Below are 12843 nucleotides of genomic sequence, written 5' to 3' on the forward strand. Positions count from 1 at the left end.
AGAGCGTGGACCAGTCCAAGGGGCACCTGTGCCCGGAGTGCGGTGCCCCCAGAGGCACCGACAACACCCCGTCCTGCGCCTGCACCCGACGAGCAGCCGACGCCCTGCGCGCCACCCGCACGGCGGAGGCGGCCGCCGCGGAGGACTTCGATCCGCTGCGCATACGGCCGTACGTCGAGCTGGAGGGGGCGACGGAGGGCGAGGAGGACGGTGGGCCGACGCCCGTCGGCGGCGCCGAGGGCAGTGGGGCAGGGCGGACAGCGGGCGGGACCGACAGGGCCGACCATCACCCGGCGCCACCGGTGGAAGCCACCATGCTGCTGCGCCCCGTCGATCCCGCCGCGCCGCGGCCGGCCGGGGCGCCCGACACGGACGCCACCGTGACGCTTCCCGCCGTGGACGCCACCACGGCGTTCCCCGCCGTCGGTGCCGGGCCACAACCGCCCTCGGCCGACGCCACCGCCGCGCTCCCCCGCACGGACGCCGACGCCACCACCGTCCTCCACCGCACGGACCCGACAGCCGCCGCACCCTCAGCGGCCGGGACGCCGGTGCCGCCCGGGCCTCCCGCGGTCGACGCGACCTCGGTGCTCCCCACCCCCTTCGCGCCCCCGGCGACCACGCCCAGCCCCACCGACCTGCACCTCTTCGAGGCGGCCGGCGGACCGGGCGCCGTCGCCTCCGGCCCGTTCGGCGACGACGAGGGGCCGAGCCGCCGACGGCGCCGCAGCGTGCTGCTCGGTGTCGCCGGTGCGGTCGTCTCGGTCGTGGCCGTGGCCGGGATCGCGAGCGGAGTGTTCTCGTACGAGTCGCCGTCGCGGGAGGGCGCCCCGCAGGACGTCCGCGCGGCCGTTCCGGACACGTCGACCAGCGCGGCGTCGGTGGCCCCGTCCACACCTGCCTCTTCCGCTCCGCCGACCTCCGCCTCACCGTCACCGACGGCCGACGACAGCCCGTCGCCCAGTCCGTCGCCGTCGGCCTCCGCCTCCAACGCCTCGCCGAGCCCGTCCCGGTCGGCCGAGGCGACCCAGGCCCCGACGAGCACGGGAGCCGCCGGCTCCGCTGCGGATGCCGGGGAAGCGTCCGAGGACGACCGCCGCGTCGGGCCCGTCCTGCGCCGCGGGGACCAGGGCCCCGAGGTGACCGAGCTCCAGCAGCGGCTGCACGAGCTGTACCTGTACGCCGAGGCGATCGACGGCGACTTCAGCGGCAAGGTCGAGGACGCCCTGCGCAACTACCAGTGGTCGAGAAACGTCGGGACCGACAACCTCGGCGTCTACGACGAGACAACGCGGACCAAGCTGGAGTCGGAGACGACGGAGCCGTAGGGCGCCGGAGCCGTAGGGCGCCCGAGCCGTAGGGACGCCGGGCCGGACCGGACGCCCTCACCGGGCGCTCAGGCCGGTGTCGCGTCGGGGTGTCACCCCACGTACAGCCCGATCGTCCCGTCCTCCAGGGCCTCCACCCGTACCTCCGTCAGGTCGGGCACCACCACGTCCGGCCCGTGCGAGCCGGCCCGCGGCCCCACCCCGACGACCCGCATGCCGGCCGCGCGCCCGGCCTGGATCCCGGCGCCGGAGTCCTCGAAGACGACGCAGTCGGCCGGGGCGACGCCCAGTTCGGCGGCGGCCTTCAGGAACCCCTCCGGGTCGGGCTTGCTCGCGCCGACGGACTCGGCGGTGATCCTCAGGTCGGGCAGGGCGAGCCCCGCGGCGGCCATGCGCGCGGTGGACAGCGCGACGTCGGCGGAGGTCACCAGGGCGTGCGGCAGCCCGTGCAGGGAGGCGAGGAACCCGGCGGCACCCGGTATCGCGACCACGCCGTCCATGTCGGCGGTCTCCTCGGCGAGCATGCGCGCGTTGTCCGCGTGGTTGTGCTCCATGGGCCGGCCGGGCAGCAGCAGTGCCATCGAGGCGTACCCCTGGCGGCCGTGGACGACCTTCATGACCTGGTCGCCGTCCAGCCCGTGCAGGTCGGCCCAGCGCCGCCAGCAGCGCTCGACGACGGCGTCGGAATTGACCAGCGTGCCGTCCATGTCGAGCAGCAGGGCACGGGCGGTGAGCACGGCGGTGGCCGTCATCGGCAGCTCCAAGACGCGGGGCGAGGGGCCTGCGGGTGAGCCCCGGAGTGAACAAGGCGGCCCCGCCCGCCGGTCAGGGAAAACGGGCGGGAGCCACTTTGTTTCTCCACGGTACAAAACAACCCGGCTTCCCGCCACCGTCTCCCGGAACAGTTCACCCGGCGTTCAGCCGGCTCAGCCCGCCACGGCCTCCCACAGGCTCCACACCCCGAGCCCGAGCATCAGTACCGCCGCACACTTGGTGATCAGCCGCAGCGGCACCCGCTTCATCAGGGCCTTCCCGCCCACGATGCCCAGCCCGGCCACCGCCCACAGCGCGAGCACCGCGCCGAGGCCGACGGAGAGCGGATCGTCGTAACGGGCCGCGAGGTTGGCCGTCATGATTTGCGTGAGGTCACCGAACTCCGCGACCAGGATGAGCATGAAGCCCGCTCCGGAGACCTTCCAGAAGGACTGGTTCTCCGGCTTGCGGACCTCCTCCTCGTCCTCGTCCTTCTTCATCAGCAGCACCGCCGCGCCACCGAGGAAGAGCACGCCGGTCAGCGCGTGCACGATCTGCTGCGGCAGCAGCGTCAGCACGCTGCCGGCCGCGACGGCGAGCGCGACGTGCAGCGCGAAGGCGGCGGCGACGCCCGCGAAGACGTAGGAGGCGCGGTAGCGGGTGCCGAGGACGAGCCCGGCGAGGGCGGTCTTGTCCGGCAGTTCGGCGAGGAAGACGACGCCGAAGACTAGCGCCGTGACGGTGATGCTGATCAAGGGTCCTCAATCGGTCGGGGCTGCCCCACCGAGAGCGCTGGATCTTCGAAGACACCTCGGCACGGCAGCACACTCGGCACCCGCACCACGACGTACGGGCGTGCACTGCTTGCCGAAGGTCTCGCTGGCGGGCCAGTGAAAAAGGCCTGCCTCCGGGCGCCGGCTCAGACGAGCTGAGCAGTATGTCGACGGTCCGGCGAAGAGCTACTCCCCTTCTGCGCCGTCCATCGTACGGGAAAGCCGTGACGCCTGAACCCTTGTTCTGTCATGGACGCGTCACTAGCTTCTTACCCAACGCTCATCCCCCCGCAACACGGCGTCGCGAGCATTCCCCTCGCTCGCACCCAACGCCTCCACACCCCACGGGAGTTCGCATGTCCAGGTTCTACGCGCGTCGACGGGTCAGCATACTCACGGCGCTCACCGGCCTCATAGCCTCCGTCGCGCTTTTCAACAGCCCGACCGCCTCCGCCGCCCTCCCCACGCCGGTCAGCGCCGCCACCGCCCGCACCTACCTCGCCTCGCTCACCGTGGCGACCGAGGACCGCACCGGGTACAACCGGGACCTGTTCAACCACTGGATCACCATCAGCGGCACCTGCAACACCCGCGAGACCGTCCTCAAGCGCGACGGCTCCAACGTCGTCACGAGCTCCGCCTGTGCCGCCACCAGCGGCACCTGGTACTCCCCGTACGACGGCGCCACCTGGACCGCGGCCTCCGACCTGGACATCGACCACCTGGTGCCGCTGGCCGAGGCCTGGGACTCCGGGGCCGACGGCTGGACCAGCACCCAGCGCCAGAACTTCGCCAACGACCTCACCCGCCCGCAGCTCATCGCCGTCACGGACAACGTGAACCAGGCGAAGAGCGACCAGGACCCGGCCGAGTGGATGCCGTCGGTCACGTCCTACCGCTGCACCTACGTCCGCGCCTGGGTCCAGGTGAAGTACTACTACGGCCTCTCGGTCGACTCGGCCGAGAAGAGCGCGCTCACGAGCTACCTCTCGGGCTGCTGAACCGGGGCCCCGGACGCGGGGTCGCGGACGGATCCACAACTCGCGGCAAACCGTGATCCGCCGAATGCTCCCGTTCCCCTCCGTCGTTCCGTACCGTACGGGACGACGGAGGAGGGCGATCACGTGCCGGGACTGCGCCTGGGACCACTGCTGAGGTATGCCGACGGCTCGTCCGCGACCGTATGGGTCGAGACGAGCCGCCCGTGCACCGCCGAGGTGCGCTGTGCGGACGGCGCAGGGGGCGAGACACACACGTTCCAGATCGAGGGACACCACTACGCCCTCGTGCCGGTGACCGGCCTCACGCCGGGGACCTCGCAGCCGTACGAGGTGTTCCTCGACGGCACGCGGGTGTGGCCGCTGCCCGACACGGCCTTCCCGCCGTCCGTCATCAGCACCCCTGCCGAGGACCCGGACATCCGTATCGCCTTCGGCTCCTGCCGCTGGGCCTCGCCCGCCGCCGACGAGCACGACCCGGTCGGCCCGGACGCCCTGGACACGCTGGCGACCCGGATCGCCACCGCCCCGGAGGGCGAGCGGCCGGACGCCCTCCTGCTGCTGGGCGACCAGGTCTACGCCGACGAGACCTCCCCGGCGACCCGGAAGTGGCTGGCCGCCCGCCGCGATCTGAGCGACCCGCCGGGCAGCCAGGTGGCGGACTACGAGGAGTACACCCACCTCTACTACGAGTCCTGGCTCGACGCCGAGGTGCGCTGGCTGCTGTCCACCGTGCCCAGCTGCATGATCTTCGACGACCACGACGTCATCGACGACTGGAACACCTCCGCCGCCTGGCTGGAGGACATGCGGACCACCGGCTGGTGGCAGCAGCGGCTGCTGAGCGGCCTGATGTCGTACTGGGTGTACCAGCACCTCGGCAACCTGTCCCCGGCCGAACTGGCCGCCGACCCGCTGTACGCGGCCGTACGCGCCGCGCCCGACGGCACCGACGCGCTGCGTGCCTTCGCCGCCGGGGCCGACGCCGACTCCGCTTCGGTGCGCTGGAGCTACCGGCGCGACTTCGGCCGGGTCCGGCTGGTGATGGTGGACAGCCGGGCGGCCCGCGTCCTCGACGAGCAGAACCGCTCGATGCTCGATGCGGGCGAGGCCGAGTGGGTGCGCGAGCAGGCGCTGGACACGCCGGAGTCCTACGACCACCTGTTGATCGGCACCTCCCTGCCGTGGCTGCTGCCGCACCTGGTGCACGACGCCGAGGCGTGGAACGCGGCGCTGTGCCGGGGCGACAAGGGCGCCCGCTGGGCCCGCTTCGGGGAGAAGCTGCGACGGGGCGCCGACCTGGAGCACTGGGCGGCCTTCCCGGCGTCCTTCACGGCGCTGGCGGACCTGATCGCCGAGGTCGGTTCGGGGCCGGACGCCCCGGCGACGGTGCTCGTGCTGTCCGGGGACGTGCACCACGCGTACGTGGCCGAGCCGAAGTGGCGTGCCGACGGGCCCGACGCCGTCGTCCTCCAGCTGACCTGCTCGCCCGTCCACAACTCCATCCCGCTGTCGATAAGGCTCGGTTTCCGGTTCGGCTGGAGTGCGGTGGCCCGCGCCCTCGGCCGCCGCTTCGCCTGGCACGCGGGCGGCCCACGGCCGCCGGTCAGCTGGCGCCGGACGGGCGGCCCGTGGTTCGGCAACCAGCTCATGACGCTGACCCTGCGCGGCCGTTCGGCGCGGCTGCGGCTGGAACAGGCACAGTCCGTACGGGGCCGGAGTCCCCGGCTGGTGACGGTCACGGAGTCCGAACTCGCCCGGTAATAGACCCCTTACGGCCGTTTGTTGTGCCCGTGGCCCGTGATGCCCGTGATGCATCCCACAGTCCGCGCACCCTGCTCTCGGCACCCCCGGCTCCCGACGGCATGATGAGGCGGACCGTCCGCTTCCAGCGGCCGCCGCCACGCGCCCCACACGCCCGGGAGTCCCCGTCTTGCCCGCACCGCCCGAGGACCACGTGCCCCTCTCCGTCGCCCTGGTCGGCGCCGGGCCGCGCGGCACCAGCGTCCTGGAACGACTCTGCGCCTCCGCCCCGGAACTCCTGGCGCCCGGCGCCCTGCTGACGGTCCACGTCGTCGACCCCGCGCCGCCCGGCCCCGGCCGCGTCTGGCGTACGGCGCAGTCGTCCGAGCTGTTGATGAACACCGTGGCCTCGCAGGTCACCCTGTTCACCGACGACAGCGTGGACTGCTCGGGCCCGGTCCGGCCCGGTCCGAGCCTGCACGAGTGGGCGGGCGGCACGATCGGCCCGGACGAGTACCCGACCCGGGCCCGGTACGGCCAGTACCTGGAGTGGGTGTTCGCCCGGACCGTGCGCGAGGCGCCGCCGGGGGTGCGGGTGGAGACGCACGCGGCACGGGCCGTACGGCTGGACGACGCCCCCGACGGCCGCCAGTCGCTCACCCTCGACGACGGCCGGGTCCTGTCCGGCCTGTCCGCCGTCGTCCTGGCGCAGGGCCATCTGCCGGTGGTCGCGGACCCGGTCGTACGCGATCTCACGGCCTACGCCGAACAGCACGGCCTGCGGCACGTACCGCCCGCCAACCCGGCCGACGTCGACCTGTCCGTCGTACCCCCCGGCGAGCCGGTGCTGTTGCGCGGCCTGGGCCTCAACTTCTTCGATCACGTCGCCCTGTTGACGACCGGGCGGGGCGGACGCTTCGCCCGGGAGGAGGGCGGAGGGCTGGTCTACACACCCTCCGGCCGCGAGCCCCGGCTGTACGCCGGCTCCCGGCGCGGCATCCCCTACCAGGCCCGCGGCGACAACGCGAAGGGCCCCTCCGGCCGTCATCTCCCGCTCGTCCTCACCGACGACGTGATCGCCCGCTTCCGCAAGCGCGCCGACTCCGGCGAGGCACCGGACTTCCTCGCGGAGATATGGCCGCTGGTGGCGAAGGAGGTGGAGACGGTCTACTACGAGGCGCTGGTCGCCGACAGCGAGTTCGGCGTCGCGGCGGGGACCGCCGCGTTCGGGGCCGGGCGGTTCGGGCCCGCCGCGTTCAGGGACCGTTTCCTCCCCACCCCGCACGGCAGCGCCGAGGAGGCAGCCGTACTGGAGGAGTTCGGGGTGTCCCGGTCCGACCACTGGTCCTGGGACCGGATGTCCCGCCCGTACACGGGACACGTCTTCACCGGCCCGGACGCCTGGCGCGACTGGCTGCTCGGCCACCTCCGCGAGGACGCCGCCCAGGCCGCCCTCGGCAATGTCTCGGGCCCGCTGAAGGCCGCTCAGGACGTGCTGCGCGACCTGCGCAACGAGCTGCGGCTGATCGTCGACCACGGTGGCCTCTCGGGCACCTCCCGCCGGGACCACCTGGACCGCTGGTACACCCCGCTCAACGCCTTCCTGTCCATCGGACCGCCCCGGCGCCGCACAGAGGAACTGGCGGCGCTCGTGGAGGCGGGTGTGGTGGAGGTGCTGGGGCCGCGCCTGGAGGTGCGTGCGGAGGACGGGGTGTGGCTGGCGCACTCCCCCGACGTGCCCGGCTCGGCCGTGCGCGTGACCACGCTCGTCGAGGCGCGGCTGCCGGAACCTGATCTGCGGCGCACGGCCGACGACCTGCTCGCCCGGCTGCTGAAGACCGGACAGTGCCGGCCCCACACGGTGGACGGTTACGAAACCGGGGGGCTGGACGTCACAGAGCGGCCGTATCGTCTGATAGACCGTCAAGGTCGGTCACACGTAAGGCGGTTGGCCTTCGGGGTACCGACGGAGGGCGTGCACTGGGTGACCGCGGCGGGGGCCCGGCCGGGTGTGGATTCGGTCACGCTTTCGGACGCGGATGCTGTGGCGAGAGCGGCTCTACGTGCGGCTGGGGACGAAATCGAGGGCCAAGCAGAGGTAAACCAGTGGCCAAATGTTGAACTTGCAACCATCGATTAGGTCCACCTAGCGTGGGTGACCCACTCGGTTCCGTCCCCGACCGGTCCGCCCCACGGGCCGGCCCGACCGAAGGAGCACCCCCCACATGACCGGACGCCTCAACAGCGCCCAGCCCTACGCCATCGGACTGTTCCGCATCGTCGTCGGCCTGCTCTTCGCCTGCCACGGCGCCGCCTCGCTCTTCGGCGTCCTCGGTGGCGCCGGCGGCAACGGAGCCACGGTCGAGACCGGCGCCTGGCCCAACTGGTACGCGGCCGTGATCGAACTGGTCGGCGGCTCTTTAGTACTGCTCGGCCTCGGCACCCGGGCCGCCGCGTTCATCTCCTCCGGCGCGATGGCCTACGCGTACTTCAAGGTCCACCAGCCGAGCGCCCTGTGGCCCATGGAGAACAACGGTGAGGGCGCGGCGATGTACTGCTGGGCCTTCTTCCTGCTGATCTTCACCGGTTCCGGCGCCTTCGGACTGGACCAGCTGTTCGCCAAGCGCTCCGAAGCGGCACGCGACCAGGCACCGAACAAGACGCCGGTGACCGCCTGACCGCCTGACCCCTGGGCCGCGCACCTGCCGCTCCCGGAGAAAGCAGCCGGGGGCGGCAGCCGGGTGAACATGCCGTGCCGAACACACGAGCCCCCGGTGAAAGTCCTGTCAGACCCCACGCGTACGCTGTATGGCTGTTGTGGGCCAGGTGTGGCCACGGGGGATCACGGGGAGTTCGCGGTGCTGGAAAGCATGGAGAGTATGGGGCTGCTGACCGGCAGTCCATGGATCTACGCGGTGATCGCCGCTTCCGTACTGCTGGACGTGTTCGTGCCGGTCCTGCCGAGCGGGGTCCTCGTCATCACGGCCGCCACCGCGGCGGCCGCCGGCACCGGCGCGGCGACCGGGCAGGTCTCGCCGCACGAGGTGCCCGACATTCTGGCCCTCATCCTCTGTGCCACGACGGCCTCCGTGCTGGGCGACCTGGTGGCCTACCGGCTGGCCTGGCGCGGCGGGGCCCGGCTGGACCGCGCGATCGCCCGCTCCCGTCGGCTGACCGTCGCGCAGGAACGTCTCGGCGCGACCCTCGCCCGTGGCGGCGGCGCCCTGGTCGTCCTCGCCCGCTTCGCACCCGCCGGCCGTTCGGTGGTCTCCCTCGGCGCCGGCGCCGCCCACCGCCGCGCCCGCGACTTCCTGCCCTGGTCCGCCCTGGCCGGCCTCTCCTGGGCCGCCTACAGCGTGGCCCTCGGCTACTTCGGCGCCCAGTGGCTGGGCACCACCTGGCTGGCGACCGGCGTGTCCGTACTGGCGCTGTTCGCCGCGGGGGCGGGAGCGGCCTACGTGATGCGCCGCAGCCCGGAGCCCGCGAAGGCGCCCTAGCGCCGACCGGCGCCGGGCTGTGTGCCCTGCCATGCCTGTCCGGTCCCGCGGGCGGCCACGCCCCTGATCTCCCGCCCGGCCGGCGGCACCGAGACGCCCTCGGTGAGGACACCGGCGCAGGAGCCGCCCACGGGCACGCCGCAGCCCATGCCCACGAAAGGCGCGCCCCCGACACGGGCTGTCCGGCCCTGCGGGCGGTCATGCCCCTGACCACGGCCCGGCCGACGGCTCCGGACCCCGGCGACACCTCCCGGGCTGCCCGGGAAGGTGCACCCGCGCAGGGCCGCCCGCGCGGTAGAGCCGAAGCCCGCGAAGGCTCTTCGCCGCCCGCCCGGCACGGATCTGACCGCCCTGCCCGCAACCCACCACCCTGACCACGGTCCGGCCGCCACCTCCGCGGTGACCCGGCCGGCGTCGGACACCTCCCGGGGAGGTGCCCTGCGCCGACTGCCCTGCGCCGGGTTATCCGGCCTTGCGGGCGGTCATGCCCCTGACCTCCAGGCCGGTCAGCAGGTCCGCCGTGGCCTCGGCGATCACCTCCACGGCACGGTCGAACACCTCCTGGTTGTGCGCGGCGGGGGCGCGGAACCCGGAGACCTTGCGGACGTACTGCAGGGCGGCGGCGCGGATCTCCTCCTGCGTCGCCTCCTCGGGCAGTACGGGCGGACGTAGCGTCTTGATACTGCGGCACATGCCCCAAGTGTCGCTCCGGACGAGCCGAGGCGCCGGGCATCCGTCCGATTCCGTCGAACACGCCCGCCGCCGAACCACTCCTGGGATGATCACTTCGAGGCGGCCACCGACCAGGGGCCGACCCAGGAGAGGAACCCACACATGGCACACGACGAACTCACAGTGGCCGTCCTCGGCCCCGGCGGCACCGGCGGTCTGCTCGCCGCGCTGCTGTCCCGCGCCGGCCACCGCGTGATCTGCCTGGCCGGCGAGGAGACGGCGGCCACCCTCCGCACGGCCGGGATCCGCGTCCGCAGCGAGAAGTTCGGCGACTTCACGGCCCCGGTCGAGGCGGACACGACCCTGCGCGAGCCGGTCGACGCGTGTGTCGTGGCGGTCAAGCACACCACCCTCGACGCGGCCCTCGAGCGCGTCGCGCCTCAGGCACTCGGCGACGGTCTGGTCGTCCCGCTCCTGAACGGCGTCGAGCACCCCGCGACCCTGCGCGCCCGCTACCGCCCCGACCGGGTCGCCCCCGCCGTCATCCGCGTGGAGTCGACGCGGGTGGCACCGGGCGTGATCGAGCACGGCAGCCCCTTCGCCGAGATCGACCTGACCGGCGACGGCGTCCCGCGTGAGCGCCTCGACGCGCTGGCCGAGGCCCTCACGGCGGCCGGCCCGATCACCCGTGTGCTCCCCGACGAGTCGGCGGCCCTGTGGGCGAAGATGTCGTTCCTGGCCCCCTTCGCCCTGCTGACGACCCGCCGCGCACTCCCGCTGGGCGCGGTACGCACCGAGCACCGCGAGGAGTTGACGGCCCTGGTGGCGGAGACGGCGGCGGTCAGCGCCGCCTGCGGCGGCCCGGCCGACCCCGCCCAGGCACTCGCCCGCTACGACGCCTTCCCGCCCGCGACCAAGTCGTCGATGCAACGCGACGCTGAGGCGGGCCGCCCTCTCGAACTGGACGCGATCGGCGGGGCGTTGCTGCGCGCGGCCGAGCGGCACGGAATCGAGGTCCCGGTGACGTCCCGTCTGGTAGGGGAGTTGCGGGCCGCCGGGCACTGACGACCAGGGACGGCCGCTCTCCGCGCGCCGACCGCCACCGCGTCGCCCCGCGGACGGACGTGGGAGGACCCGCAACACCGTCATTCGGGGCGGCCGGGCAGCGCACCGGGTCCGCCGCTGCCCCCTCCCGCCCGGTCAGCGCAGGTCGAGCCGCATCACGACCCGGGGATGACCGGCCAGCACCGAGGTGGTGTCGGCGGCATGCGTGACGGCACGTTCGAAGTTCCTGCGGATCCCCGCGTACGCCATCGTCAGGTCGACCCTGGCGTCACCGCAGTCGAGGGGGTAAGCCTCGACGGCCGGCGCCCCCTGAGCGCGGGCGAACTCGACCGCGCCGGCGATGAGGGCGTGCGAGATGCCCTGCTTGCGGTGACCGGGGCGCACCCGGATGCACCAGAGCGACCAGACCGGCAGGTCGTCGACGTGCGGGATGCGGCGGTTGCGGGCGAAGGAGGTGGTCGAGCGCGGCGCCACGGCCGCCCAGCCGACCGGCTCGTCACCGTCGTAGGCGAGCACCCCCGGAGGAGGGTCGGCACGGCACAGCCCGGCGACGTACTCACCGCGGGCCGGTCCGCGCAGCTCCTTGTTGAGTCCGGACGGGATCCGGTAACTCAGACACCAGCAGACGTTGGCTCCGGGCGACTTCGGGCCGACCAGGGCACGGACGTCCTCGAAGAGAGAAGCCGGTCGAACCTCGATGGTCATGACACCACGCTGTCACGGCCGGCACGGCGAGTCGAGCTGTCCTGTCGAGCTGTCCTGTCGAGCTGTCCTGTGGCACGGATGATCAGGAGACCGTGGCGGCCGGTGGGGTCCATCGGCGGGTGCGGGACGCCGTGCGGGAGACGCCGTAGTCCTTCTTGAGCTGCTCGGGGATGGCGTAGTGCATGACGCGTCCCCGGGTGAGGGAGGACAGCTCCAGGACCGTGGTGAGGTGGCCGAGACGGTCCAGGGCCCAGGCCCCGAGCGGGGAGCGGTCCTCGATGGTCTCCAGGATGCCGAGGAGGTGGGGCACTGCTTTGACGACGGTGTCCCACGGGGTCTGCGGCACGCGGAGCCAGTCGGCGCAGGTGTCGCCGACGAGGTGGCGGATGAGGGCGGAGACGATCGGGTCGAAGAAGGCGCCGGGCACCACCTCCTCGTAGAGATCGATGAGCTGGCGGGTCAGGCGCGCGCCCTCCTCGGAAGGCCCCATGTGCCGGATCATGTACAGGTCGAGGAAGGCGCGGGCCTCCTCCAGGGTCCTGGGGACGGCGTCCTGGTCGACGCCGAGCATGGCACCGACCACGCGCCACGCGTAGTAGTAGGCCTCGGCGCCCTCCTGTGACATGTGGATGCCGAGTCGGTTCAGGCTGTCCAGGACGAGCAGCGAGAAGAACATCTGGCCGCCGATCATGTCCTCCTGGCAGATCGGCGTTCCCAGCGCCGTGGTGTCCCACCGTTCCTCGCGCCTGAGGTGATGACGGATGGAGGCGTGCAGGAGGCGGACCTTCTGCGCGGCGGGGATGAAGCGGCTGCCGGCTTCGAAGGCGTCGGGCTGCATCAGGTAGACGGTGAACTGCCCCGTCTCCGCCATCCGTTTGGACGGGTACTCCAGTCCGTGGGTGGCCGACAGCAGTCTCGCCACGTGCGGGACGACGTAACAGGCGGGCATGGAGGCGAAGGACAGCGCGGTGGAGATGTGCACGTTGTTGTCGACGAAGAACAGCCGGGCCTTCTCCATCTCCGCCCAGTCCACCCAGGACGGCGGGACCCGGGTCGCCTCCAGGTACTCCCGGGCGACGTCGGGCAGACCGTCCGGCAGGGGAGCGCCCACGGTGGAGACGTAGCGCATCAAGGTGTTGTACGTGCCCACCTGGCCTTGTTCGAAGAGGGCGGCGACGGTGGCGTCGGCGAGCTCGTCCCCAGCGTGCCGCAGGGTGTCCATCGATGCCTCGGTGCGGGTCATGGCGGGGCTCCTTGTTCGTTTCGTCGGGACCGTCGTCGATCGACCGCCGGCCTGCGGCCGCCGGGA

12 protein-coding genes are annotated in these 12843 nt (G+C 72.8%); 7 read left to right on the forward strand and 5 right to left on the reverse strand.

What is annotated here, in order from left to right; all coding sequences use genetic code 11:
• Nucleotides 1-5: 5 nt before the first annotated feature.
• The gene (locus tag AQJ84_RS10885) at nt 6-1328 is read left to right on the forward strand and encodes a peptidoglycan-binding domain-containing protein (RefSeq protein WP_051869871.1); all 1323 of its coding nucleotides are present in this window, start codon (nt 6-8) and stop codon (nt 1326-1328) included.
• A 92-nt stretch (nt 1329-1420) separates the two neighbouring features.
• Here AQJ84_RS10885 and AQJ84_RS10890 read toward each other — a convergent pair whose 3' ends face one another.
• Both AQJ84_RS10890 and AQJ84_RS10895 read right to left on the reverse strand, forming a co-directional pair.
• Nucleotides 1421-2080 (reverse strand): HAD family hydrolase, encoded by a 660-nt coding sequence (locus AQJ84_RS10890; protein ID WP_030040250.1) that lies wholly within the window; start codon nt 2078-2080, stop codon nt 1421-1423.
• A gap of 174 nt (nt 2081-2254) precedes the next feature.
• The gene (locus AQJ84_RS10895; protein WP_030040249.1) at nt 2255-2836 is read right to left on the reverse strand and encodes a TMEM165/GDT1 family protein; all 582 of its coding nucleotides are present in this window, start codon (nt 2834-2836) and stop codon (nt 2255-2257) included.
• A gap of 374 nt (nt 2837-3210) precedes the next feature.
• On the opposite strand from AQJ84_RS10895, the gene AQJ84_RS10900 reads away from it, so the two are divergent.
• From AQJ84_RS10900 to AQJ84_RS10920, 5 genes are all read left to right on the forward strand, one after another.
• The gene (locus AQJ84_RS10900) at nt 3211-3855 is read left to right on the forward strand and encodes an HNH endonuclease family protein (RefSeq protein WP_030040248.1); all 645 of its coding nucleotides are present in this window, start codon (nt 3211-3213) and stop codon (nt 3853-3855) included.
• Nucleotides 3856-3978: 123 nt separating this feature from the next.
• A complete protein-coding gene (locus tag AQJ84_RS10905) occupies nt 3979-5616 on the forward strand; it encodes an alkaline phosphatase D family protein (RefSeq protein WP_053192016.1) in 1638 nt (545 codons plus the stop codon).
• A gap of 169 nt (nt 5617-5785) precedes the next feature.
• A complete protein-coding gene (locus AQJ84_RS10910) occupies nt 5786-7735 on the forward strand; it encodes an FAD/NAD(P)-binding protein (protein WP_030040247.1) in 1950 nt (649 codons plus the stop codon).
• Between the two features lie 85 nt (nt 7736-7820).
• Nucleotides 7821-8273 (forward strand): DoxX family protein, encoded by a 453-nt coding sequence (locus AQJ84_RS10915; RefSeq protein ID WP_030040246.1) that lies wholly within the window; start codon nt 7821-7823, stop codon nt 8271-8273.
• A 192-nt stretch (nt 8274-8465) separates the two neighbouring features.
• Entirely contained in the window at nt 8466-9092 is a 627-nt protein-coding gene (locus tag AQJ84_RS10920) for a DedA family protein (RefSeq protein ID WP_030040245.1), read from the forward strand.
• Between the two features lie 462 nt (nt 9093-9554).
• Here the strand turns inward: AQJ84_RS10920 and AQJ84_RS10925 are convergent, their stop codons facing one another.
• Nucleotides 9555-9785: a DUF2277 domain-containing protein gene (locus AQJ84_RS10925; RefSeq protein ID WP_030040244.1), complete on the reverse strand. Its 231-nt coding sequence runs from the start codon at nt 9783-9785 to the stop codon at nt 9555-9557.
• 141 nt (nt 9786-9926) lie between these two features.
• Between AQJ84_RS10925 and AQJ84_RS10930 the strand changes: the two genes are divergently transcribed.
• Nucleotides 9927-10829 (forward strand): ketopantoate reductase family protein, encoded by a 903-nt coding sequence (locus AQJ84_RS10930; protein ID WP_030040243.1) that lies wholly within the window; start codon nt 9927-9929, stop codon nt 10827-10829.
• A gap of 135 nt (nt 10830-10964) precedes the next feature.
• Here AQJ84_RS10930 and AQJ84_RS10935 read toward each other — a convergent pair whose 3' ends face one another.
• Both AQJ84_RS10935 and AQJ84_RS10940 read right to left on the reverse strand, forming a co-directional pair.
• Nucleotides 10965-11534, reverse strand: a complete 570-nt coding sequence (locus AQJ84_RS10935; RefSeq protein ID WP_030040242.1) for a GNAT family N-acetyltransferase — start codon at nt 11532-11534, stop codon at nt 10965-10967.
• 82 nt (nt 11535-11616) lie between these two features.
• A complete protein-coding gene (locus tag AQJ84_RS10940; RefSeq protein ID WP_030040241.1) occupies nt 11617-12777 on the reverse strand; it encodes an oxygenase MpaB family protein in 1161 nt (386 codons plus the stop codon).
• Between the last annotated feature and the right edge of the window lie 66 nt (nt 12778-12843).

Source organism: Streptomyces resistomycificus (assembly GCF_001514265.1).
Lineage (GTDB): Bacteria > Actinomycetota > Actinomycetes > Streptomycetales > Streptomycetaceae > Streptomyces > Streptomyces resistomycificus.